Raw genomic sequence first — 23,249 nt, 5'->3', positions numbered from 1 at the left:
AGGAGGGACGTGATGATGAGGTTCCCGATGACCGTGCTGAGGGTGATGACGCTGGCGCCGGCGCTGCTGGTGAGCTTCGTCCTCACCGTGGTGGTGTGCGCCCTGCTCCCGCCGGCCCTTGGCCTGGTGGCGTTCCTGGTTGCAGCCGGCCTGCTCGTTGCGCTGGCGATCGGCCAGTTCGAGGTGCCCGCGATCGCAATGCTGACCCGATCGCGTCCCGCGACCGCAGCTGAGCTCCAGGTGATGGCGCCCGTGCTCGCCGAGCTGGGTGGCCGCAGCGTCGGCGTCGACGCCCTGTTCGTGCGCCGGCGCCAGGGTCCGAGCACCCCGGTGTCGCTGGCGATCGCGGATCGCGCCGTCGTGATCACCCCCGGACTGGTCGATGCCACATACCGCGGGGGAGTGACCGCTGCGGAAGCGGCCGCCGCGATGGCTCATGCCGTCGGCCGGCGGCGACTGATCCGGCCACGGCTGGAGCTCGCTGTGCTCGCCGCGACGACGCCGTGGCGGCTGCTAGTCGCGACGTTCCGTGGCGTTGGCCGGGCCTTCGCCTGGCTTCCGTTCATGCGGCTGGCGTGGACGCTGCGGGGTGTCGTTGGGGTGATCTGCATCGTGCAGTCGGTCGCTGAGGGCCGGGCAGCTCCGGGGATCCTGGGCGGCGCGGTGATCGCCCTGACCTACCTGGTGCCGGCGGCCAGCCGGCGGATTGAGGCCTGGTCGGAGGCCGCGGCCGACCAGCTGGTGGTCTCCCTCGGCCTGGGCTCCGTGCTGGCTGGTCTGTTCCGGCGTCATGGGCATCCGATGACGCTCGAGCGGCTGCAGCGCCTGGAGACGGCCGTCGAGCAGCCTCAGCGGCCGCGGCTGCACCTGGTGCACGGCTGAGGACACTCTTTGGGCGTTGCAGGTCCGCGGGCTACTCGTCTTCCTGGAAGCCGGACGTGGAGTGGTGCACGCAGCCGCGGCCGTTGCCCTCGTGCGGCTTGTGGTTCATGCAGGGCAGCGACCCCAGCTTGTGGGAGCAGTCGACCCAGCGGACCGTGGTGCGGCCGGCGATGCGGCTGGCGTCCGCTGATGCGAGTGCGGTAGCCATCGCGAACCTCCTAGCGGCGCGGGCCGCGGCGGCGGCCGAGCTGGGGCCGCCGGTGCGCGGCCGTGTCGGTGTGGTCGTGCTGGCGACCGGACCGGTGGACCTGCGCGATCTCGGCGTCGGGGGAGGGGCCGGTGTCGGCGGCCGCGGCCTGGGTGGCCTCCTCGGTGGCCCTGATCTCCTCGGCGTGCTGACGGGCCTCTTCCTCGAGCGCGGCTTCCTTGCGAGCGGCGTCACTCATCTGAACTCCCATGGATCCCGTGGACCGGCACCGGCTGCGCCAGTCCTCCTTGGTCTCCTAAGTGCGGACCAGCGGTGGGAGCGATCACTTCGGCTGATCCGGTTGGCGCCCCGGGCAGGTCAGGTCGGCTGTGCCAGCAGCGTGGCTCCCAGCAGCTGGGCGGTGTCCTCGACGACCGTCAGGGATCCATGCTCACCGGGGCGGTCGCAGCACGGATGGGTTCGAAGCCCTCGTCGACGACGACGCGGTGCAGCTGGCCACCGCAGGCACGACATCGCCGGCCGGCGTGGGTGGGGCACTGGTCGACCGCCACGACGCAGGGCAGGCACGCCGCGGGCGTCGGTGGGCTCACTTGGTGGCTCGAACAGTACTCACTCAATTCGTGATCGACGCCGCCAACTTCATCCCGGTGAAGCGGACCGGGCCGGACAACCTCGACGCCGAGGACAGGGTGCAGGTCGGCGTCGCAATCGCTAAGGCACTCCTCAACGCAGGTCTTTAGACCATGAGAAGGCCAGTTCCCGCAGACCATGAGCGGGTCGACCTCCGCTTGAGGACGACGTCGGTCGTAGCGATCATCACGGCCGTACCCACCACGGTGGGGAGGAGAAGTCAAAGGGTTCGGCGGTCTGTCGCTCCCAGAGACGGTCTGATCCGTACCGCGGGTCTGGGTTGATCTTGCGGGTGACCACGATTGCCGCAACTACGGTGGAGCCGGCCGCTACCAGCCCGTGGTGAGCGGACTGTAGGCGGGCTCCGGTGGTGTAGGTGTCGTCGATAAGCAGCACCTTGCGGCCCGAGATGGCCGAGCCGGCAATCGGAATGAAGCCGGTGGGGCTGGCCTTGTTGAACGTCATCGCGCCCGGGCCAAGCTCGAGTGGCCTGGTGAAGGGACCGAGCGCATCGGGGAAGTTGGCCTCGATTGCCGTCTGGAGGGCAGGTTGGTTGGCGTGATGAGTAGAAGGAACTGCTACAGCGTCGTCCCAGGCCCCGAACCGGGCGACAAGCGCGTGGTGGTGCTCGACCATGTAGCGGGCCAGGATCGCGGCGACGTAGTGAGACTGTTCCGCGCGTACCGCGGGGTCGGGGTGTTCCTTGTAGTCGTGCATCCGGTCACGCAGGACCGACGGTGTGGTGTAGTAACTAATCGGGATGACCAGTTCGCACGGGTGCGAGACCTGAGCCGAGGTGCGTTCGCAACTGAAACAGGGCTGGTCCGGCCGGGTCCGCCCAGACCGACAGAGCGGGCACACGTCCGGGGCGTCCTGTGCCATCGGTACCAGCTCCGGTACGAGCATCTCTGAGCTGGTGATCAAGCCCGGGGTCACGTTGCCGCTACGGTGGCTTCGAGTGCTTGAACGACGGATGCGGCGCTGTCGACGAAGTGCACCAGCGACTCGGCAGCGTAGCTGCGGGCCCACGGTAGGTGACCGAGTAGGGGCTCCCAGAGCAGCACGGGCTTGCCCTGCTCCTGAGCGATAGTTGCCTCGATTCGTGTGCCGCTTCGCTCGGTCAGTTCGACGAGCAGGCTGGCGCGGGTGAGCCCCGCGATCAGCACGTTGCGCGCAGGGAAGGTGGTCTTGCTCGGCGGCTGGCCGAGTTCGAACTGCGAGATCACGGCACCGCGTTCGGCGATGCGGTCCCGAAGCGCGGCGTTGGCGGCGGGGTAGATGCGGTCCACGCCGGTCCCGATGACCGCGATTGTCCGGCAGTTTGTTGCCAGCGCTCCGCGGTGCGCGGCTGCGTCGATTCCGGCTGCGAGACCGGACACGATGGTGTGCCCGAGTGACGCCACGTGCCCGGCCACGGCCTCGGCGACTCGGATGCCTTCTGCGGTCGCGTCTCGGCTGCCGACGATGGCCAGGGAAGACTCATCGCACGGGTGGCCGAGCGAGCCGCGGACGTATAGGTGCGGCGGGGGGTCCTCGATCGACCGCAGCATCCGTGGGAAAAGGGGATCGGTGATCGAGAGTAGTTCGGCGCCGGAGAGAGGTCGACCCACCTGGCTAGGCGGTTGGGCCCACCGGTCCGCGGCCCGCGAGGCAGCCGTGACTTTGGCCGCGAGCGTCGCATTCCCAGGACTAACCCGTTCACTGATCATGCCTACGATCGTAGACAGTGGGTCCGACAGAATCAGTGCCTAGGAAGGGCCCTACTGCAAAAACAGACCTAGCGCGACCAGCCGGACCGCCGCGGGGATCGCAGTTGTGCGGTCAGCGGCGAGTTGGTCGAACAGGTCGACCGGCACCGGTTGCTGGCCGATGGCGTGGTTCGGCAGGTCGGAGCGCATTTCGGTCCAGACCTGTTCGGCGGCACCGCCGGAAACAGCGAGAGGGACCACGCTCATCCCTGCGGCACGGGCTCGCCTGACCTCGTCCAGGGTGCCGCGCCCGCCACCGAGGAGGAGGACGCACCGCACCGAGTCGAAGGCGCGGTCACGCAGTTGGGACGGTTCGGTCTCTGCGAGGCGAATCTCACCGAGACGTCTGCTCGGTGGGGTGAGGTCGCGCTCGTCGTCCCGACGCCGCAGCAGCACGAAACGGGCCGGGTCGTAGGCGTCAAGGGCTTGGAGGTAGGAGTAGCCGACGCGTGCCCCGACGTCGCCGGCGGCCAGGAGGCCCGGTACGTCCGCGGCGGCCAGTGCTGCGCCCATAGCGGTGGCGAGCTCGTTGAGGTCGTCGGGTGTCGCCACGGTCGGATAGGTCCCGGTGGTCCATGTCGGTTGGTTGGGCGAGCGGGCTGATCCGGAGACGAGCAACCGCATCGGGAGGGTTCGAGCAACCAGTCGCCCTAGCAGCGAGGTGATCTCGTTGTAGTCGGGAATTTCAACGACATTGATACCTGCCTGTTCGAGGTCGCGTGTCCTGGCCGCAAAGTGTCCGTCATCGTCATCGGGGCGCTTCATCAAGGCGTAGTGCGGCATCAACGGGCCGTCGGTGATCGCGCGGCGAATCATCTTGAAGATCTCCCCGAAGTTCGGGTCGTCGAAGGAGAAGCCCACGAACAGGAAACTTGAAGTTAGAAACTGCGCCTGAAGCAGGCGCCACAGCCGCGGGTGTGTTGCCTCGGCGTAGCGCTCGTAGTCGTTCCGGGTGATGACCAGTTGGTCCCTGCCCCCGACCGGTGTGGTCACTCCGTAGGGAATCGACCCGTGCATCTTGTAAAGCCGCCGGTCGCCCGCGCGCCGCAACACCAGTGCCTCGTCGTGCTCGACGACGTCCAGGGCTGAGTCGACGGTCTCAATCATCGCGTCGTAGTTCGTGGTCCAGAAGTCGCTGATCGGCAGTTTCACCATCAGGCGGTGATTTTGCATCGGCACTGGCTCGACGGATGCGATCCGCCTCACGACCTCATCTATCAAGATCGCGGCTCCGCCGGGGGCATCTTCGACGTATTGCGCCCACAACGGGAAGTCGTCCAGCCTTGGGACCCCGACCTGCACCGCAGCGCCGTCAACGAGGTCCTCCCAGAGCGGGAAACCTGCCCCGCGCGACAAGCCAGCGCCGACCAGCAGACTCGCTTGCCGCGCGTCGATGGCGGTGCCGAACGCCCGCACCAATTCGTCCGGCGTCATGCCCCCACGCTAGCGGTATGAGGGGCGCTCATTGCCGCTGCGCCCCTGTCGCGCAAGCGCCCAAGCGTCGTACCCCAGGCACTTCAAGGACTCGAGTGCCCGTTGCAGGATGTAGTGGCAGCATGATCTGCGGCCAGCGCCGCACCGCGCACCTGTCACGATCGCGCCCGTTGTTCGGTGCAGCACGTTCGGCCAGGTCAGGGCTGCAGGGGTCTTCTTCACTGCAGTCAACATCCGTATGCACGCGCAGGGTGACCCCTATCCACCTAGGGGAACGGGATGGGCCGGAGCGATCAACTCCGCCAAGAAATCTTGCCGCAGGTGAGTGGCTGCGCTCGGCGCGCTTGTTGCCGCTGAGGTCACGCTGCTTCGGTCGATGTTTCAGTGCTTGTTCAGGCGCTGCCGCTCGGTTTCTGCAGATCGGGAAGCTGGTCACTGAAACGGAGGTCATGCGGCAGACCTGCTGCGGTCGCAATAGCTTCGACCTCAGGGAGACGAGGAGAGCCGTCGCGGAAACGCTCGAATGCATCAATTGCGAGAACGGCAGCGAGTCCAAGACCGGTTGCCGTGGCATCGACGCGCTGTGCCGCACCGTTTCGCGAGGTCGACGTGAGGGCTCGCTGATTATCATCGACCTCGCCAACGATCTCGAAGTGCGCGGAGATCGTGCCGTACGACGGGTGAACACCTTGCGAGAGCTCGCGGTAGAGGTCGTAGAACAGGCCGCTCTCATCGAATCGGTGGCAGAGGACCTGAGCCGAAAAGCTCCGTTCGTTGCCGGGAATGGGATCGAGATCGAGGATTGGTCGCAGTTCGTCTTGGGTTCCGGTGGCCTCGGCGAAGAGTCGGGACCTCGTCATCCAGGAGTGCTTCATGTGGTTCGCAACCACAAGCTCGCCGCCGTGAGTCAGGAGGATCCACTGAGCTGTCAGGGCATGTTCCAGAGCGATACGTGCCGACGTCGTGGCGACGAGAGGGAACCGCTCCATCGCTGCGAGAGCTTGGTGCACATGATTGAGAGCGTGTGCGAGCATCGGGTAGGACACGCGGAACTTCACATTGAGTGCCGCTGGCGCCTCCATCGCCTTTGGTGACTGGTGCCACAGCAGCACGCACTGTCGGGCAGCATCGAGATGTGCTCGATCTGCAGCTCGATCGTCCGGCTCTGTAGCAGCGGAGTAGGGGAGGTCCATCATGCGAGGTTGACCCCCACGAGGAGATAGCCAGGACAACTGACGCCGTTCGTCTTCGGGGTGAGTACGCGCACCAGGCTTCCGGCCGGCACCGGCTCGGGCTCGATTGCATCCACTGGCTCTTGGAACGAGCTGAGCCAGACGAGACGTCCGTTCTTCAGCGTCAGCGGAGCAGGGAAGACCAGCTCTCGGGCAGCGACCGCGATGTTGGGTTCACTGATGATGATCCGTACGCCACTGACACGATCCCAGCGGTCCTCAATCGCGACCACGGTCTCGCGCTCGTCTACATCGTTCGGGGTGAGGGCAGCGCGGACAGCGGCGACGACGAACGCCTCTTGAACACCATCGACGAACGGCGGCGCATCGAACTTCCACGGCGCCCGATCGGCCTTCCGGCTCCAAAGTGGCTGCTCCTGAGCCATGTGCTCGGCCGTGTAGGCGACGCGCCACTTGTCACTGTCGTGCAACGACACCTTGATGGTGTTGATCTGGTTTGCGGCGGAGATGTAGACCTCGTCCCTATGGACCCAGAGTCGCCATGAGCCGGCGCCTAGTCCGGCGTTGGGCCCATCGACGATGCGGAGCGCGAACCTCCAGTGCTGCTTTTGACTCATGACATCGGACGATAACGGCGGCCTCCGACAGCGAGGCCGGCCAATGCCACAAGGTTCCGATTCAGGCGCTCGCGGGCAACGAGCCGCGGCCACGGAGGCTGTGGTCGCGTATCTAGCAGTTGCCCAGATGCCGAGGCTTGCTCCTCGCGATCGATTCGGGGTGCCGCTAGACCAGACCGCCCCGCACCGACGGCAGTCCAAGCGTCGGACTGTGCTCGACCAGCGCGAGGATCGCCTCCATGTCGAGGACGTCGCGGCACCCGTTTCGAGTCTTCCTCGATGTTGAGGGGTTGACGTGTGAGACGTCCCGCCTCGCCTCCGGTGTTGGGAGTGCTCGCGCCTCGGCCAGCGCACGGGTCGGCGGGTTGCTCCACCAGGACGCGAACAGGAAACTGTTGACGGCGCTACCGGCCAAGCTGATCAGACCCTGTCCCGAGTAGGAATCGTGAGGCGAGGTAATCGAAGGAGAAGCGATGTGATGGGTCGTTTGCTCAGGAGGTCGGGACGACGTAGATCGGTCCGATCTCGCCAGCACGTTCAGCCAGCTTCTTGCCGATCTTTTCGCGCTGGCCGCGTCGGCGACGGCTCACGGGCGTGAAGTCTAGGCGACACGTACACGTACACGGCCCCAGGAGGCGGTTGTGCCGACCGCTCGGGCCAGGCTCTGCGCTCGCCCAGTGTGTACGGACCGCTTGCGGAGTGACTGAGATGGCAGCGACTGGCCAACACCCGCGACTGACTCAAGGAACGGGCCGCTGGCATGGTATGTTTTCCGGTATGGTTGACCCACGAAATGCACAGTCGGTAGTTGAGGCACTCGGTCAGTCGCCGCTGGACGCCATCGGAGCCGCCGTCCGTGACACGCGGGCCGATCTTGGGACCTACCGCTCCACGTTGCCCGCGATGGCCGCGCGGCACAGCCAGCGGGGCATTCTGAACTGGGTCCACGACCAGTTCTTCGCACATGCGCGCGTCCAATTCGAGTCCAACGTCGAGGGCACCAGCGTCCTTGACCGCGAGCCGACTCGCGACATCTTCGTCGGGCACACCTTCCGGTTCCGGCTTAAGAAGCACGCCAATGACGACATGGTGTCTTCGTATCCAACCGATGCGTTTCTCGCGTTCGCTCTCCAAGACCCGCCCCAGTTGATCCAGGAGGTCCGCCTCATTGGCGGCTACCGCTGGGACTCGGAGACCCGTGAGATCGGTACCGCGGTTCTGTCCGCGCGCGATGGCAAGAGCAATGTGCTGTGGGTTGTCGAACTCGCTGAATCGGCGGCCGGCGCCGACGGACTCGTGCACTTCCAGCCGCAGGGCGTGGACCCGAACCTCCCGTCGCTCCCGACGATCGTCGAGACAGTCGAGATCGAGAAGGATTCCGGGACCCAATGAGCAGCATCGGCGAGGTCATCATCACCGGCCGCGTCGCTGCCGGAATGACCCAGGAGGACATGGCGAACACCGTCGGTGTCACGCAAGCCGCGATGTCCAGGTACGAGAACGACTTGCGTGAGCCCGACGCGGACACGGTCGAGCGGATCGCCGACGCTCTTGGCGTTACCGTCCGGTTCCTGGAGCGCGCCAGCCGCCCTGCCGCCGCGCTTGCGGTCGACGCACATATGCGGCGCCGCGCCACCGCCAAGCCGACCGTGTGGCGGCAAATGGAGGCGCAACTGAACATGCTGCGCATGCACTCCGACTTCCTCCGTGAGGAGGTAGCGCTCGCAGCCAGTTTCGCTATGCCGGGATTCGACCCGTTTGCCGTCGACCCTGCCGACGCCGCCCGAATGACGCGCACCCAATGGCAGATGCCCGCCGGACCGGTTCGATCTCTCGTCCGGTGGATCGAAGCTGCAGGCAGTGTCGTGCTCATGACCGACCTTGGAAACCAGCGCGTGGACGGGCTCTCGCAGTGGACCGCAGACCACCCCGTCATCGTCGTCAACTCGGCCATCCCTACCGACAGGATCCGGTGGACCCTTGCGCACGAGATCGGGCACCTGGTGCTGCATCGTGAGGACGCTACCGACGACGTGGAACGCGAGGCCGACGCGTTCGCCGCCGAGTTCCTCATGCCCGGACTCCTGATCAGGCCCGAGCTGTCCAACCTCACCCTCGGCAAGGCCCTGGACCTGAAACGTCAGTGGGGCGTCTCGGTCGCGGCACTCATCCAGCGCGCCCACCAGTTGGGTGTCCTTCCCGACTCACGACGGACCAGCCTCTTCAAGCAGCTCTCCGCCCGAGGTTGGCGAGTTCGCGAACCCGCCAGCGACGAGATCGCCCCCGAGAAGCCCGAACTCCTCGACCACATCAGCGCACACCTCCACGGACGGGGCCTCGACGACGGCGAACTTGCGCATGTCGCCGGCTACCGCTCCCCGGACCACAACCGCCTCATGCCACCACGCGATCGACCACTCCGCGCTGTGACGGGCTGAGGCGCACCGGGTGACGGCGCACTATCTGTCGGGCGCACCGGGATCGGTTGGCGGTCGTCCCGCCTCACTACGCAACGGGTTAGCTCTCAGCTGGACGCCCGGGTCTGCTGCGCGCGTTGGTGACATGATGACCTGAGCCTGCCGATCATCGCTCTGAAGCGAGTGCGCGGAGCGTCCCACAGGCGGCAGTGGTTTTCTTTACTGCGGTCAACATCCGCAAGTTCGTGGTGCGCGCGTCGCGTCTCTCGGAGCTGGTCGAGCTCGGCACGCTGACGTCGCCGGCGGCGCGCTTCCTGGACGCGTCGGTGCGCGCCGGGCTCAACATCTTGGTGACCGGAGGGACCCACGTCGGGAAGACGACCCTGCTCAACTGCCTGGCCGCCGCGATCCCCGGCGGGGAGCGGGTGGTCTCTGCGGAGGAGGTCTTCGAGGTGCGCTTCCCGCATCCCGACTGGGTCGCCCTGCAGACCCGTCAGCCGGGCCTCGAGGGCACCGGCGAGATCCGGCTGCGGGACCTGGTCAAGGAGTCGCTGCGGATGCGGCCGTCGCGGCTGATCGTCGGGGAGGTACGGGCCGAGGAGTGCCTCGACCTGATCCTCGCCCTGAACGCCGGGCTGCCGGGGATGTGCACGCTGCACGCCAACAGCGCCCGGGAGGCACTGACGAAGGTCTGCACGCTGCCACTCCTGGCGGGCGAGAACATCTCGGCGCGCTTCGTGGTCCCCACCGTCGCGGCGTCGGTCGACCTCGTCGTCCAGCTGGCCCTCGATCCCCACGGTGCGCGCCGGGTGACCGAGATCGTCGCGGTGCCGGGCCGGATGGAGGGTGACGTGATCGAGACGGAGCCGGTGTTCGAGTGGCGCGACGGGGCACTGCGGCGGGGGATCGGGCTGCCGCCGCGGCTCGAGCGGTTCGAGCGCCTCGGCATCGACGTCGTCGGCTTGCTGAACGAGGCGGGCTGAGCGATGGGTGCGCTGGTCGGGCTGGGGTTCGGGCTCGGCAGCCTGCTCGTGTGGGCGGCCTTCCGGTGGCCGCGCGAGGACCGGCCGGCTCCCGCGACCGGCCGGGCGCAGCGGCTCCTCGCGGAGGCCGGCCTGCGTGCCGTCGCGCCACGCTCGCTGGCCCTCCTCTCCGTCGGCGCGGGCCTGACCGGCTTCGTGGTCGTCCTCGGCATCACCCGGACCGTGCCGATCGCGACGGTGCTCGCGATCGGGGCGGGCTACCTGCCGTGGGCGGTCGTCGCGGGTCGGGTACGACGCCGCCGCCGCGAGTTCGCGCAGGTCTGGCCGGAGGCCGTCGACGACCTCGCCTCGGCGGTGCGGGCGGGGATGTCGCTCCCCGACGCGGTGGCCGCGCTCGCCGTCCGTGGCCCCGACGCCTTGCGACCGGCCTTCGACTCCTTCGCCCTCGACTACCAGGTCTCGGGCCGGTTCGGCGAGTGCCTCGACCGGCTCAAGGAGCGGCTCGCCGATCCCGTGGGCGACCGCGTCGTCGAGGGGCTGCGGATCGCGCGCGAGGTCGGCGGGGGCGAGCTCGGCCGGCTGCTCCGCAACCTGTCGGGCTACCTGCGCGACGACCTGCGTACCCGCGCCGAGCTCGAGGCGCGCCAGTCCTGGGCGGTCAATGGTGCCCGGGTCGCCGTCGCGGCACCCTGGGTCGTGCTGCTCGTGATGTCGTCCCAGCCGACGGTCATCGAGCGCTATCAGTCCGCGGCTGGCGCGGTCGTGCTGGCGGTCGGCGCCGGGACCTGTGCGGTCGCCTACCGGCTGATGATGCGGCTCGGCCGGCTCCCCGCCGAGCGAAGGATCCTGCACACCACCCCACGCCGTTCTCCGGTTCCCCCGCTGCGCTCCTCCACCGAACAACGCCGCAGGGACCCCGGATGGTGAGCGCGGCGGCCGCGGGCGCCCTCCTCGGCCTCACCGCCGCCCTCGGCCTCGGCCTGGTCGTGACGCGGGTGGTGGCGATCCGCCGGCCGCGGCTCGAGGACCGGGTGCTGCCGTACGTCCGCGACCTCGTGCCCGCCCGCCGTACGCCGGCTCCGGCCGGTTCCCGGGCGACGGCCGTCGTGGTGTTCGGCCCGATCCTGCGCCGCGCCGCCGACGGGGTGGAGCGGGTGGTGGGCGGCGCCACGTCGGTACGCCGCCGGCTGGTGCGCGCGGGCAGCCCGCTCACGCTCCACGAGTTCCGCGTGCAGCAGGTGCAGTGGGGCCTGGTCGGCTTCGCGCTCGCCGCTGCCTACGGGGTGCTGCGCACCTGGACCCGGCCCGGTAACCCGCTCCCGCTGCTGCTGGCGTGCGTCGGCGCCTTCGCCTGCGGCGTGCTGCTGCGCGACAACCGGCTCAGCGCGCAGGTGCGTCGGCGGGAGGCCGCGATGCTCGCGGAGTTCCCGGCCGTCGCGGAGCTGCTCGCGTTGAGCGTCGCGGCGGGGGAGTCGCCCGTGGGAGCGCTGGACCGGGTCGTGCGGCGCAGCGGCGGCGAGCTGTCCCGCGAGCTCGGTGACCTGCTCGCCCGGATCCGCACCGGGCAGCCGGTCGCCGTCGCCTTCGACGGCCTCGCCGCGACCACCGGGCTGTCCGTCGTGGCCCGCTTCGCCCACGGCGTCGCCGTGGCTATCGAGCGTGGCACGCCGTTGGCCGACGTGCTGCACGCCCAGGCGGCCGACGTCCGCGAGGCGGGGCGCCGCGAGCTCATCGAGCAGGCCGCCCGCAAGGAGATCGCGATGATGGTGCCGGTCGTGTTCCTGGTGCTTCCGACCACGGTGCTCTTCGCCTTCTGGCCCGGCCTGATCGGCCTCTCGCTCAGCTACTGACCCGCCACGGAATCTCGGGAAGGAACCACCGTGCATCGACCACCTCGAACCAGACGCCACGACCAACGCGGCGACGTGCCCGGCTGGGTGCTGATCACGTTGATGACCATCTCGATCGGCGTGGCCCTGTGGGGGATCGCGCAGCCCCAGCTCGTCGGCATCCTGCAGTCGGCCCTCGACTCCGTGCGGTGAGCCGCGACGAGCGCGGCTCGGCGCTGGTCGACTTCACCCTGGTCACCCTGCTGCTGGTGCCGCTCGTGCTCGGCCTGATCCAGGTCGCGCTCGTCCTGCACGTGCGCGCGACCCTCGCGGCCGCCGCGTCCGAGGGCGCCCGGTTGGCGGCGACCGCGGATCGCGGTCCGGGCGACGGTGTGGCCCGGACCCGGTCGCAGATCGCCGACGCGCTGGCGGGTCGCTATGCGCAGGACGTGGAGGTGCGGAGGGTACTGGTCGACGGTGCCCCCGGCGTCGAGATCGTGGTCCGCGCCGAGGTGCCCGCCCTCGGCCTCGGCGGGCCCGCGGTCGGGCTGACTGTCGCAGGACGGGCCGTCGAGGAGGACCCGCGATGAGGCGCGACCAGCGGGGGAGCGGTCTGGTCGAGGTGGTGTGGCTCGGACTCCTGCTCCTGCTGCCCCTGCTGTGGATCGTGCTGTCGGTGTTCGAGGTGCAGCGCGGCTCGTTCGGCGTCAGCGGCGCCGCGCGGGCCGCGGCCCGCGCCTACGCGCTCGCCCCCAACGACGTGGTCGGCGAGCAGCGGGCCCGGGCGGTCGCGCGGCAGGCGCTGGCCGACCAGGGCCTGGTCGACGTCCCGATCGACGTCGGGATCACCTGCTCGCCGTACCCGAGGAGCTGCCATGCGGGCACCTCGGTCATCACCGTGCGGGTCGGGTCGTCCGTCGCGCTGCCGCTGCTGCCCGACCTGTTCGGTCTCGGGCGGCCGAGCTTCGCGCTCGACGCGCGGGCAACGGTCCCGATCGGTCGCTACCAGGAGACCGGCGGGGCTCGATGAGGGGTCGCACCGACCGCGGCAGCTCCGCGCCGCTCGTCATCGCCTTCACCGCGATCGTCCTGCTCCTCGTGGCCGTCGTCGTCGACGCCAGCGCCGCCTACCTCGCCCGGCAGCGGCTCGACGCCCTCGCCGACGGCGCGGCGCTCCAGGGGGCCGACGTCGGGGCACAGGGCGCCGACGCGTACGACGGCGGACTGGCGGCCGGCGACCTCGCCATCTCGCGGGCGGAGGCCGAGGCGGCCGTCCGCGCCTACCTCCGCGACACCCGGGCGGCGCTCGACCACCCCGGGATCCGTGCGACGGTGCGCGTGGACGGCGACCGGCTGGTCGTCGAGCTCACCGCTCCCGTCGACCTGCCGCTGCGCCTGCCCGGAACACCCGAGGAGCCGGTGGTGCGGGCGGTCGGCTCCGCGGTCGTCGACCCTGAGACCGGCTGACGTGGCGGGTGATCGGCCAGTGATCAGTCGAGGACCCCGGGCGCGGCGCCCTCGTCGTCCACCCAGTCCTGCCCGTCGTCGAAGAGGTCCCGGTCCTCACCCTCGCGCTGGTCGCGCCGGCGGCCCCGGCCCCCGGCGCCGCCCGCGGCACCGCCCCGGCCGCCGGCACCGCCCCGGCCCCCACCGGTGCCCCGACCGCCGGCCCGGCTGACCGGACTGCCGGCGGCACCCGGGCCGCCGACGCCGCCCCGGCCCAGCGAGCCGGGGGCACCGGTCCGTGCGCTGGAGCCGATGGAGCCGACGCTGTTGCCGCTGAGGCCACGGCCGCCGACGAGGCCCTTGATGCCGCGGATCAGCCCGGGCGCGCCGAAGGCGCCGGCCGCGAGGCCGCCTCCCAGCACGGCCGGCCCCATCTGGCCGAGGTCGGGGCCGCCGCCGGTGCCGCCCTCGGGACCCTGCTCGAGCGGCGGGAGATCCGGGTTGAGCGTGTGCACGATCGGGGGGCTGCCGGCGGGATGCACGCCGCCGACGCCGGGGCCGTTCGGGTGTGGCAGCCCGGGGTAGGTCCCGTTCGGACCGGGCAGGTCGCCGGAACCGACCCAGTGCCCCGGCATGGTGCCGTTGGGGCCCGGGATCAGCGGGACGTGGGGGAGGCCAGGCCCACCGGGCCCCTTGCCGCCGTTGTCCCCGGGCTGCTTCGGCTGTCCCTCGATCTTCTCCAGGGCGGTGACGGCCTCGTCGTAGCGGGTGAGCAGGGCCTTGATCTTCTCGCGTGCCTTCTCGTCGGCGTCGCCGTAGGTCGTGACCTTGTCGTTGTAGGTCGTGACCTTGTCGGCGTACTTCGCGATGGCGTCGGCGTCGGCATCGACGTCGCCCGTCAGCTCGGGGGCGGTCGGAGCGGTGGCCGGCGGAGCGTCCGGTGCTCCCAGCGCGGCCTTCTCCGCCTCGGCCATGGCGGTCGCGGCGGCACTGAGCGCGGTCGACACCGCGCTCATCTGGTCGCGTCGCTTGCCGATCTTGGCGGCCGCCTGGGTGAACGCGGTCTTGGCCGCGTCGCGGGTCTCGGGGCCACCGATGCCGGCCGGGATCGCGGTGCTGGCGGTGTCGAGCGCTTCGTGGATCGTCCCGAGCGCGATGGTGGTGGCGGCCCACGAGGCCTGGGCGGTCGTCACGTCGTCACTGGACATCCCCGTCGTGCGGCGGAGCAGGTCCTGCAGGTGCACGCCGGCCATCAGAGCTCACCATCCTCGTCGCTGTCGGTCCCGAGATCGAGGCCCACGGTGCGGTTCAGGGCCAGTCGCAGGTCCGCCTCGGCCTGCTCGTCCGCCTCGGTGATGACGCCCTTGGCCGCCAGGATCGCGGACTGGAAGACACCGAGGTCCTCGCGCATCTCCACGAGGGAGTCGACGATCACGCCGTGCGCGCGGGTGTGCTCGTTGGCCAGCCGGGTCGACTCGATGCCCTGGCCGAAGGAGCCGGCGGGGATCGCACCGTCGCCGGTGAACTTCAGGCCCTTGATGGCCTCGATCTGCTCGTCGAGCGTCTTGTAGACCGAGGCGACCTGCGCCTCGATGATCAGCAGCTCGAGGTCCTTCAGCCCGACCAGGAACGCCGGGTTGAACAGCGGCGGGAAGATCGGCGGTAGGGGGAGCGGTCCGATGGTCATGCGCGTTCCTTTGAGGTTCCCGAGGGACAGGCGACAGGAGGGGGCTACCCATCGGGTCGCCCGGGCAAACGACCATGTTGCCGGTTGCTACTCTCGGTGCCGTCCGCCGGGGTCTGGAGAGGATGGTCCGATGATCTCTCGGGTGGTGCGTCCGGCCCTGCGTCCGATGCTGGCCGGGCTCCTGGTGCTCGCGCTGGCCGGCTGCTCCGACGACGACCGGTCCGGCCCCGGGGCCGACCCCACGACGGCCTCCACGACCGGCACGACCGCCACGACGCCGACGGACACCGGTTCACCGGCTCCGACGCCGTCCGTGGCGCCCGCGACCGGAACGGAGATCAGTGTCGAGTCCGTGAGCATGCGGCTGACCGCGTCGCCGGACTGGAAGGTCAGCCGGTTCGGGACGACCGTCACCGGGGGCCTCTACGTCGAGGGGGCGGGCATCGTCAACGCCACCGTGACCGACATCCTCGCCGGGCCCGGGCTGGACACGGAGGACAAGGCGGTCTCCTACGAGCGCTCGCTGGCGGGTACGCCGCTGCCACCGACCCGCGTCGCCGACCGGGTCGTCGACGGGACGACCTGCTTCGTGCTCGAGGCGCGCACCGGCGAGGGGCACCGCTATATCGTCGGCGGTGTGACCGGCGGCCGCTTCTTCTCCGTCGAGTTCGTCGTGCCGGCCACGGTGCCGGACGGTGACCAGCTGATCGAGCAGATGCTCGCGAGCGTCGAGATCGCCGGCCAGGGCTGACCCGCACCGACACGACGAGGGGCGTGCCCGAACGGGCACGCCCCTCGTCGTTGCGGGGTCCTGTGGTCGGTCGCCGCCCGCTAGCGGCCGCCGTGATCGGACGTCGGCAGATAGCTCTCGTCGCCGGCGAAGAACACGTCGAACCCGCTCGAGGTCACCATCGACCGCCACCGCGAGTCGACGGAGCAGTGACCGACGCCGTCCTGGTTCGTGACCGTCTCGCAGATCAGCCGCTGACCGTCACCGCCCGGGAGCGACGCTGCGGTGCGGAAGACCAGCGGCCGGCCGGCGAGCGGCCGACCCTGCGGGTCGTTCAGGGTGGCGTAGACGTCCCGCACGTAGCCGAGGACGAGCGCCGTGCGCAGGTCGTCGAGCCGGGCCACGGCCCGGTCGACCACCTGGGTCAGCTCCGGGGAGGTGCTGGCGGCCCGTGAGCCGCTCCCCGAGTACGACGCCGTCAGAGTGTGGCTCCCGGTGGCCAGCCCGTCGACGTCGAGCGTCGCCCGCTGGCTGCCGTCGACCGTCGCCAGCGTCGCCGTGCCGAGCACGTCGCCGCCGGACCGGAAGGTCACCGTCCCGGTGGGCTTCCCGGAGGTGGGCGTCGTGTCGGCCACGGTCGCGGTCAGCGTCACCCGGTCGCCGTACGACGAGGGGTTGGCGCTGGACGCGATCCCGGTCACCGTCACGCCGACGCCGACGACCTGGGAGGTGGTCTCCGTCGAGCCCTCGAAGGTCACGCTGCCGCCGTAGGTCGCCCGGACCTCGTGGGTGCCGGCCGTCAGCGTGGTCGTCGTGTAGGACGCCGTGCTGGTGTTGGCCGCGGAGGCCGGTGCCAGGCTGGTCGCGCCGAGCAGGGTGCTGCCCGACCAGAACTGCACGACGCCGGTGGGCCGGCCGGTGGCGGGGGCGACCGCGCGGACCGTGGCCGTGAAGGTCACCGCCTGCCCCTGGTCGGCCTCGGCGTCGTCGGAGGCGAGCTCGGTCGAGGTGCCGGCCTTGCCGACGGTCTGGCCGTTGCCCTGGTCGAGCAGGCCGGTGCTGCCCACGAACCGCGGCTCGCCGCTGTAGACCGCCGAGATCCGGTAGGTGCCGGGGGCCAGGTTGGCGAAGTCAGGGCTGGTCGCCGTGCCGCCGGCGATCGGCACCGGGGCGCCGAGGGCGGCTCCGTTGACCTTGAACTGGACCGTGCCGCCGGGGTTGCCGGCGCCCGGTGCCACCGGGCTGACCGTGGCGGTGAAGCGGACCGCGGCGCCGGGCTGGGACGGGTTGGCCGTCGAGGCGACGAGGGTCGAGGTCTGCGCCCGCTGCACCTTCTGGGCGACCGAGCCGAGGCTGGCCGAGAAGCTGTCGTCGCCGTCGTAGGTGGCGACGACGGCGTGCTGGCCGACGGTGAGCGAGTCGACCGTGATCGAGGCGACCCCTCCGGTGGCGGAGCCGACCGGAGCCGCGCCGAGCACGGTGTCGCCGTCGGTGAAGGTGACGGTGCCCGAGGCCGACCCGGCACCCGGCGCCAGCACGGCGACGGTGGCGGTGAAGGTGACCGGCTGTCCGAAGACGGCGACCGGCGCGGTGCTGGTGACGGTGGTCTTCGTCGCCGCCTTGTTGACCGTGTGTCCCACGGTGGTCGACGTGCTGGTGACGAAGTTCGGGTCGGCGCTGAAGTAGCGTGCCCGGATCTGGTGGCCGCCGCGGGTCAGCGTGCTCGTGGAGAGCTCGGCGACACCGTCGATGAGGTCCACGAAGGCGCCGGGCTGACCGTCGATCTCGAACTGGACGGCGCCCTCCGGGTCGCCGGTGGCCGGTGCGACCGGGGTGACCGTCGCGCGGACGGTGACCGGCTGGCCGACGACCGACGGGCTGGGGGAGACGTCCACGGCGGTCGTGGTCGCCGCGGCGGCGACCTCCTGGTCGAGCGCGTCGGTGGCGCCGGCGAACCGGTCGTCGCCCTCGTAGTCGACGGTGATCACGTGGTCGCCGGCGTTCAGCCGCACGGGTGCCGACACGGCGGTGCCGCCGCTGAGCGGGACGGGCGCGCCGATCGCCTCACCGTCGGCGAAGAATCGCACGGAGCCGCTCGGGTCACCGGCGCCGGGGCCGACCACGTCGACGTCCGCGGTGAAGGTGAGCGCCTCGCCCGCGACGGCGTCGGGGTTGGAGGTGCTCAGCGCGACCGTCGTGTCGGCACGGTTGACGCCGTGGGTGACCTCTCCGGAGGAGCTGCCGGCGAAGTCGGCGTTGCCGTTGTAGGTCGCCTGCACGGTGTGGTTGCCCGCCGGCAGGTTGGCGATGGTGAGCTCCGCGGTGTCGCCGTTCAGCGGCACGGCGGTGCCGTACGGGTCGCCGTCGACGTTGAACTGGACGCCGCCCGCCGGGTCGCCGACGCCGGGGGACACGACGCCGACCGTGGCGGTGAACGTCACGGCCTCGCCGCTGACGGTGGGGGAGCCGGTGCTGGTCAGCTGGGTGCTGGTGGGTGCCTTGCCGACGCTCAGCTGCTTCGTCGCCGCCGCGCTGTCCACCAGGTTCTGGTCGCCGCTGTAGCGCGCCCCGATGGTGTGCGCGCCCGTGCTGAGGGTGGCGGTCGACCCGGAGGTCGCCGTACCGGCGGACACGGCCACCGGAGCACCGAAGTCGTCGCCGTCGACGGTGAACTGGACGGTGCCGGTCGGCGCGCTCGTGCCGCTGGTCGGGGTGACCTGCGCGGTGAAGGACACCGCCTGGCCGTGGACGACCGGTGCCGGCTGCACCAGCGTGGTCGTCGTCGGGTTCTTCTGCACCACGAACGGCGTCGAGGCCGACGACCCCTGGTAGTAGGCCGTCGGCGCGAAGGAGGCGCTCACCGTGGCGGTCCGTGGCCCGCCGGAGATGGGCAGGGACGCCGTGGCGACGCCGCTGCCGTCGGTGACGGCGTTGACCGACGTGCCGTTCGACAGCGAGAAGGTCACCGTCCGGTTGGGCAGGACGGACGAGGACAGGTGCGGGTCGGTCAGCGTGGCCCTGACGGTCGCCGACGTGTTCTGCGGCGCCTCGGTGGCGCCCGAGTAGGCGAGCTGGGTGATGTTGTCGATCGTCACCGACCGGTTGAAGGTGCTCGTGGAGTTGGTGCAGTAGGCGAAGCCGGACCGCTTCTGCTCGATCGAGCGCACGGTGTAGGCCCCGTTGGGGTAGCTGTGGGTGTCGATCGTGACGGACTTCGCGCCGGTCCCCTCCTGCTTCTGTGAGAAGACGACGCCTCCGCCGCTGTTGATCAGCTGGAGTGTCACGTTGGGCTTCGTGGCGTTCGCGCACAGCGTGCCGTCACCGACGCCGCTGGACGAGAGCGTCGCGTTGCCCCGCAGCACGGCCCCGTTGGCCGGAGCCGTGATGTCGGCCGCGGCCGAGGAGGCCAGGACGACCGGGATCCCCAGTCCCAGAGTGGTGGCCGCGAGGGCCGCGATCATGCGCCGCACAGTGGTTCCTTTCATCGGAGCGGGCCTCACTTCAGGAGGGCGCCGCGCGCCGTGGAGGAGAGGTGGTTGGCGTCACCGGCGAAGGTGGCCGTGTAGCCGAGGGCGAGCGTGAGCGCGAGGATCTGCGATCCCGCGTTGCACACGGCGATGCCGGACTCGTTCGTCGGCGCGACGCAGAGCAGCTTGGCGCCGGCGCGGAACTCGACCGGGACGCCCGCCACGGGACCGCTCCCGGTGCCCGTCACCGTCGCCCGGAGCTGGCCGAGCGGCAGCATCAGCGGCAGCAGCCTCACCGCCGCGGGTGCTGCGGTGATCGTGGTCGCCCGCTTCTCGACGGTGAGACCGGCGTTCGCCGAGCTGCTGCCCTGGAACTGCGCGCTGCCGGCGTAGACCGCCTTCACCACGTGGGTGCCGGCCGGCAACGCCACCGTCAGCCGCGCGAGCGTGGAGACGCCGTCGCTGGGCCCGGTGATCGGCGTGGTCGACACGGTGCCGATGGGGGCACCGTCGGCGAGGAAGGTGACCGGTCCGGTCGGCCCCGGGAGACCGCCCGGTGCCGGCGTGACGATCGCCGTCAGGACCACCGGGTCGCCGTAGGTCGCGGTGTTCGGCGAGACGTGCAGCGTGGTCGTGGTCGCGGTCTGCACCACGGTCTGGGTCAGCTGCGCGGTGCCCGCGCCGTAGCGCAGGTCGCCGGAGTAGAGGACCGACACGGTGTGCTCGCCGGCCGTCAGGTCGGTGACCTGGGGGCTGGTCGCGGTGCCGTCCACCAGAGCGACAGCGGCGCCGAGGGACTGGCCGTCGACGGCGAACTGGACGAAGCCGGACGGGGCGAGCCCCGCGCCCGAGGTCACCTCGACGGTGAACCGCACGCCCTGGCCGGGACCCGAGGAGGGCGTCGAGGACGTGAGTGACACCTCCGGGATGCCGGTCGTCACCGTCTGGGTGAGGATGTCGCCGCTGCCGGAGAAGCCCGGCGCCGCCTCGAAGCTCGCGATGACCGTGTGGTCGCCGGGCTCGGCCGAGTCGACCGGCGGGCTCACCGCCACGCCGTCCGCCACGGTCACGGGGGAGCCGAGCTCCTGGCCGTCGACCGAGAACTGGACGGTGCCGACCGGGCTGTCGCTCTCCGTGGCGACCGTGGCGCGGAAGGTCACCTGCTGGCCGTACGACGACGGGTTGGTGCTCGACGTCAGCGTGGTCGTGGTCGCCACGACCGCGGTGCCCGGGATCACCGTGTGGGCGACGGCCGCGGCCTCGCTGGAGCGGTAGTCGGTGTCGCCGGCGTAGCGGGCGGTGATCTGGTGCGTGCCCGGTGCCAGGTCGTCGACGTCGAGGGTGGCGACGCTGCCCGACGCGGAGGCGACGAGCGGGACGGCGCCCAGCGACTCACCGCCCGCGTAGAAGGTCACGGTGCCGGTCGGGGCGCCCGAGCCGGGGCTGACGGCGGCGACGGCCGCGGTCAGCTGCACGTTCTGGTCCTGCACCGACGGCGACGGGTTCGCCTGCACGACGGTCGTGGTGTCGGCCTGGCCGACGACCTGCTCGACCTGGTCGGAGCCGCCCTGGTACTGCCCGTTCCCGGCGTACTGCGCCTCGACGGTGTGGGTGCCCGCACCGAGCGAGGTGAGCGGCGAGAACACGGCGACGCCGTTGTCGAGGGCCACCGGCCCGCCGACGGCGCCGCCGTCGACCAGCAGCTGGACCGAGCCGGCCGGAGTGCCGCCACCGGGGGCCTGGACCGCCACGGTCGCGGTGTAGCCGATCGCCTCGCCGCTCACCGTGGTGCCGGCGGAGGAGTCGAGCGTGACGGACACCGACGCCTTGGCGACGGTCACGGTCCGCGGTGAGGCCGCGCTGCCGGCGTACACGTCGTCGCCGGTGTAGGTCGCGACGACGGGGTTGCCGCCGACGGCCAGGTCGTCGACGACGACCGAGGCGGCGCCCGCGGCATCGACGCCGGCGCGGCCGACCTCGGTCCCGTCGACGGTGAACACGACGTCGCCGGTCGGGGTTCCGGCACCGGTCGAGACGTTCGCCGACAGCGTGACCGGCTGGCCGTGCACCGCGGCGGAGGGAGAGACCGAGGACGCCGTGCTGGTGCCGAGCAGCGGCTCGCGGACCCGGAAGGTGACGGCACTCGACGAGCTGGCGGTGTTGTCCACCGAGCCGCTGTAGACCGCGGTCACGGTGTGGTTGCCGAGGCCGAGGGTCGACAGCGGCGGGCTGGTGGCCTGGCCGCCGCTCAGCGCGACGGGGGCGCCGAAGTCCGAGCCGTCGACGACGAAGCGGACCGTGCCCGACGGGGTCGCGCCGTGCTGCGCCGCGACGGTCGCCGTGAACCGGACCGGGTCGCCGACGGTGACGACGCCCGGGTCGGCGAGCACGGTGGTCGTGGTCGCGATGGTGCCGACGGCGAACGGGGTCGAGGCCGAGGCCGGCTCGAGCCCGCCGTCGCCCGCGTACGACGCCGTGAGGGTCGCCGCGCGCGGCGGGCCCGCCACGTTGATCTGGGTCTCGGCGACGCCGGACGCGTTGGTGGTGGCGTTCACCGAGGTGCTGCCCAGGGTGAAGGTGACCGTGCGGCCGGCGACGCCGCCGCCGGCGAGGTCGGCGAGGACCGCGCGCACGGTCGCCGTGCTGCCCTGGGCCGCGGACGTGGTGCCGTCGTAGGTCAGGGTGCTGCAGTTCTTCGGGGTGACGACCAGGGTGGCCGCGGTGGTGACGCCACCGGCCGTCACGAGGACGCCCCAGCTGCCACGGGCGCCGTTCTTCTGCAGCCCGTCGGCCTCGGCCGGCGCGGCCAGGGTGGCGGCGTAGTTGCCGCCGGAGGTCGTCGTCGTGTTCACGGTGACGCCCTGGCCGGGCGCGAGCTGCGACTTGTCGAGGGTCACGGTCACCGGGACGCCCGCGGCGCCGCTGCTGAGCCGCCCGGCGACGGTCACGTCACCGCCCGCGCAGGACAGGGAGGGGGTGATCGCGCCGGTCAGGGTGGTGGCCGCGGCCGGCGTCGAGGCCGACGACAGCCTGCGGTCCAGGGTCAGGGCCGCCCCGTCGAGAGGCAGCCTGAGGTACTGCTGCGCGTCGTTGCGGTGCGTCGGCGACCACCAGTCGGTGCTCACCAGCTGGCCGTCGGGGCTCTGGGAGTGGACCCTCCGGGTCGCGACGCTCCCGCCCGCGGCGTTGATGGTCGCGTTGGTCACGTCGACGGGCGCGTCGAGGGAGAAGACGCCCTCGAAGGTGTCCGCACCGGTGCCGTAGCTGCCGGCGTCGTACGTGAAGCCACCGGTGTAGTCGACGTCGACGTCGTTGTGCCACGACTGCCCGGCCTCGACCGGGAAGTCGATGACGCGCCAGCCGCCGCGCGGGGTCATCTCGAGGTCGACGGCCGCGGTGATGTTCACCGACAGGATCGAGACCGAGGCCTTCGCGTTGAGGTTCTGGTGCTGCTTCTCCTGCAGCAGGGCCAGGTCGGAGCGGCGGACGTAGCGCGTGCCGCTCACGGACCCGGAGAAGTTGCTGAGGTTCGCCGTGCCGACGCCGTCGACCTTGGCGCTGCCCGAGCCACCGGTGATGTTGCCGGTGATGTTGAGCCTGTAGGCGCTCTGTCCCTGGAACGTGTCCACGCCGACGACGGTGTAGGTCACGTTCTCGTTGATCGTGACGTCCGCGGTGTCGCCCGTGTAGCGGAACGCGGTCTGGTAGGTCCACGACCAGCCCGGGCTCCAGGCAGCGACGTCGTCGCCCCCGGCCTGGGCGGCCTGCGTGGGTGCCGCCGTGGCGACCAGGCTCGCGACGACCGTCGCGAGGACGCTGAGCCAGGCCAGCCGTCGTCGGAACGCGCGGGCCGCGCGGGGGCGGCCCGCGGGCAGGAGTGAGTTGTCGATCGGCGCAGGGAGCATGCGTCACCGTCCCGTGAGGAGGGGTGCCACCCGAGAAGGACGGCCACGGGGACCGTGTGGCGGAGGGAGTGTC

General features: G+C 70.9%; 22 protein-coding genes. 11 read left to right on the top strand and 11 right to left on the bottom strand.

The window, feature by feature from the left end; genetic code table 11:
• Window positions 1-27 precede the first annotated feature (27 nt).
• The gene (locus KVF89_RS06715) at window positions 28-882 is read left to right on the top strand and encodes a hypothetical protein (protein ID WP_257424451.1); all 855 of its coding nucleotides are present in this window, start codon (window positions 28-30) and stop codon (window positions 880-882) included.
• A 31-nt stretch (window positions 883-913) separates the two neighbouring features.
• Here the strand turns inward: KVF89_RS06715 and KVF89_RS06710 are convergent, their stop codons facing one another.
• The 7 genes from KVF89_RS06710 to KVF89_RS06680 form a co-directional block, all read right to left on the bottom strand.
• The gene (locus tag KVF89_RS06710; protein WP_257424450.1) at window positions 914-1,090 is read right to left on the bottom strand and encodes a hypothetical protein; all 177 of its coding nucleotides are present in this window, start codon (window positions 1,088-1,090) and stop codon (window positions 914-916) included.
• Between the two features lie 10 nt (window positions 1,091-1,100).
• Window positions 1,101-1,328 carry a hypothetical protein gene (locus KVF89_RS06705; protein ID WP_257424449.1) on the bottom strand — a complete coding sequence of 76 codons (228 nt, stop codon included), beginning with the start codon at window positions 1,326-1,328 and terminating at the stop codon, window positions 1,101-1,103.
• Window positions 1,329-1,906: 578 nt separating this feature from the next.
• On the bottom strand, window positions 1,907-2,437 hold the full coding sequence (locus KVF89_RS06700; protein ID WP_257424448.1) for a hypothetical protein: 531 nt from the start codon (window positions 2,435-2,437) through the stop codon (window positions 1,907-1,909).
• Between the two features lie 215 nt (window positions 2,438-2,652).
• Window positions 2,653-3,429 (bottom strand): DNA-processing protein DprA, encoded by a 777-nt coding sequence (locus KVF89_RS06695; RefSeq protein ID WP_257424447.1) that lies wholly within the window; start codon window positions 3,427-3,429, stop codon window positions 2,653-2,655.
• Window positions 3,430-3,480: 51 nt separating this feature from the next.
• Window positions 3,481-4,902, bottom strand: coding sequence for an SIR2 family protein (locus tag KVF89_RS06690; protein WP_257424446.1), 1,422 nt, complete (start codon window positions 4,900-4,902; stop codon window positions 3,481-3,483).
• Between the two features lie 392 nt (window positions 4,903-5,294).
• Entirely contained in the window at window positions 5,295-6,095 is an 801-nt protein-coding gene (locus KVF89_RS06685) for a hypothetical protein (protein ID WP_257424445.1), read from the bottom strand.
• Complete coding sequence (locus tag KVF89_RS06680) at window positions 6,095-6,712, bottom strand: hypothetical protein (RefSeq protein WP_257424444.1); 618 nt, start codon at window positions 6,710-6,712, stop codon at window positions 6,095-6,097. Before KVF89_RS06680 ends, KVF89_RS06685 begins: the two co-directional genes overlap by 1 nt.
• 777 nt (window positions 6,713-7,489) lie before the next feature.
• Here KVF89_RS06680 and KVF89_RS06675 point away from each other — a divergent pair.
• From KVF89_RS06675 to KVF89_RS06635, 9 genes are all read left to right on the top strand, one after another.
• Window positions 7,490-8,104: a hypothetical protein gene (locus KVF89_RS06675; protein ID WP_257424443.1), complete on the top strand. Its 615-nt coding sequence runs from the start codon at window positions 7,490-7,492 to the stop codon at window positions 8,102-8,104.
• Entirely contained in the window at window positions 8,101-9,150 is a 1,050-nt protein-coding gene (locus KVF89_RS06670) for a helix-turn-helix domain-containing protein (protein ID WP_257424442.1), read from the top strand. Before KVF89_RS06675 ends, KVF89_RS06670 begins: the two co-directional genes overlap by 4 nt.
• Window positions 9,151-9,338: 188 nt before the next feature.
• Complete coding sequence (locus KVF89_RS06665) at window positions 9,339-10,112, top strand: TadA family conjugal transfer-associated ATPase (protein WP_257424441.1); 774 nt, start codon at window positions 9,339-9,341, stop codon at window positions 10,110-10,112.
• A 3-nt stretch (window positions 10,113-10,115) separates the two neighbouring features.
• Window positions 10,116-11,039: a type II secretion system F family protein gene (locus KVF89_RS06660; protein WP_257424440.1), complete on the top strand. Its 924-nt coding sequence runs from the start codon at window positions 10,116-10,118 to the stop codon at window positions 11,037-11,039.
• Complete coding sequence (locus KVF89_RS06655; protein ID WP_257424439.1) at window positions 11,033-11,962, top strand: type II secretion system F family protein; 930 nt, start codon at window positions 11,033-11,035, stop codon at window positions 11,960-11,962. The genes KVF89_RS06660 and KVF89_RS06655 overlap by 7 nt, the downstream gene beginning before the upstream one ends.
• A 30-nt stretch (window positions 11,963-11,992) precedes the next feature.
• Window positions 11,993-12,154, top strand: coding sequence for a hypothetical protein (locus KVF89_RS06650; protein WP_257424438.1), 162 nt, complete (start codon window positions 11,993-11,995; stop codon window positions 12,152-12,154).
• Window positions 12,151-12,531 (top strand): TadE/TadG family type IV pilus assembly protein, encoded by a 381-nt coding sequence (locus KVF89_RS06645; RefSeq protein WP_257424437.1) that lies wholly within the window; start codon window positions 12,151-12,153, stop codon window positions 12,529-12,531. Before KVF89_RS06650 ends, KVF89_RS06645 begins: the two co-directional genes overlap by 4 nt.
• Complete coding sequence (locus KVF89_RS06640) at window positions 12,528-12,971, top strand: hypothetical protein (RefSeq protein WP_257424436.1); 444 nt, start codon at window positions 12,528-12,530, stop codon at window positions 12,969-12,971. The genes KVF89_RS06645 and KVF89_RS06640 overlap by 4 nt, the downstream gene beginning before the upstream one ends.
• Window positions 12,968-13,408 carry a pilus assembly protein TadG-related protein gene (locus KVF89_RS06635; RefSeq protein WP_257424435.1) on the top strand — a complete coding sequence of 147 codons (441 nt, stop codon included), beginning with the start codon at window positions 12,968-12,970 and terminating at the stop codon, window positions 13,406-13,408. Before KVF89_RS06640 ends, KVF89_RS06635 begins: the two co-directional genes overlap by 4 nt.
• A gap of 23 nt (window positions 13,409-13,431) precedes the next feature.
• Here KVF89_RS06635 and KVF89_RS06630 read toward each other — a convergent pair whose 3' ends face one another.
• Window positions 13,432-14,640 carry a hypothetical protein gene (locus KVF89_RS06630; RefSeq protein ID WP_257424434.1) on the bottom strand — a complete coding sequence of 403 codons (1,209 nt, stop codon included), beginning with the start codon at window positions 14,638-14,640 and terminating at the stop codon, window positions 13,432-13,434.
• Entirely contained in the window at window positions 14,640-15,074 is a 435-nt protein-coding gene (locus tag KVF89_RS06625; protein WP_257424433.1) for a hypothetical protein, read from the bottom strand. The genes KVF89_RS06630 and KVF89_RS06625 overlap by 1 nt, the downstream gene beginning before the upstream one ends.
• A gap of 130 nt (window positions 15,075-15,204) precedes the next feature.
• Here KVF89_RS06625 and KVF89_RS06620 point away from each other — a divergent pair, with 130 nt between their 5' ends.
• Window positions 15,205-15,825, top strand: coding sequence for a hypothetical protein (locus KVF89_RS06620; protein WP_257424432.1), 621 nt, complete (start codon window positions 15,205-15,207; stop codon window positions 15,823-15,825).
• 80 nt (window positions 15,826-15,905) lie between these two features.
• Here the strand turns inward: KVF89_RS06620 and KVF89_RS06615 are convergent, their stop codons facing one another.
• Window positions 15,906-19,265 (bottom strand): Ig-like domain-containing protein, encoded by a 3,360-nt coding sequence (locus KVF89_RS06615; protein WP_257424431.1) that lies wholly within the window; start codon window positions 19,263-19,265, stop codon window positions 15,906-15,908.
• Between the two features lie 35 nt (window positions 19,266-19,300).
• Complete coding sequence (locus KVF89_RS06610) at window positions 19,301-23,176, bottom strand: beta strand repeat-containing protein (protein ID WP_257424430.1); 3,876 nt, start codon at window positions 23,174-23,176, stop codon at window positions 19,301-19,303.
• Window positions 23,177-23,249 lie beyond the last annotated feature (73 nt).

Source organism: Nocardioides carbamazepini (genome assembly GCF_024614185.1).
In the GTDB taxonomy this organism is placed as follows: domain Bacteria; phylum Actinomycetota; class Actinomycetes; order Propionibacteriales; family Nocardioidaceae; genus Nocardioides; species Nocardioides carbamazepini.
This window is presented reverse-complemented; position numbering and strand designations above follow the sequence as displayed.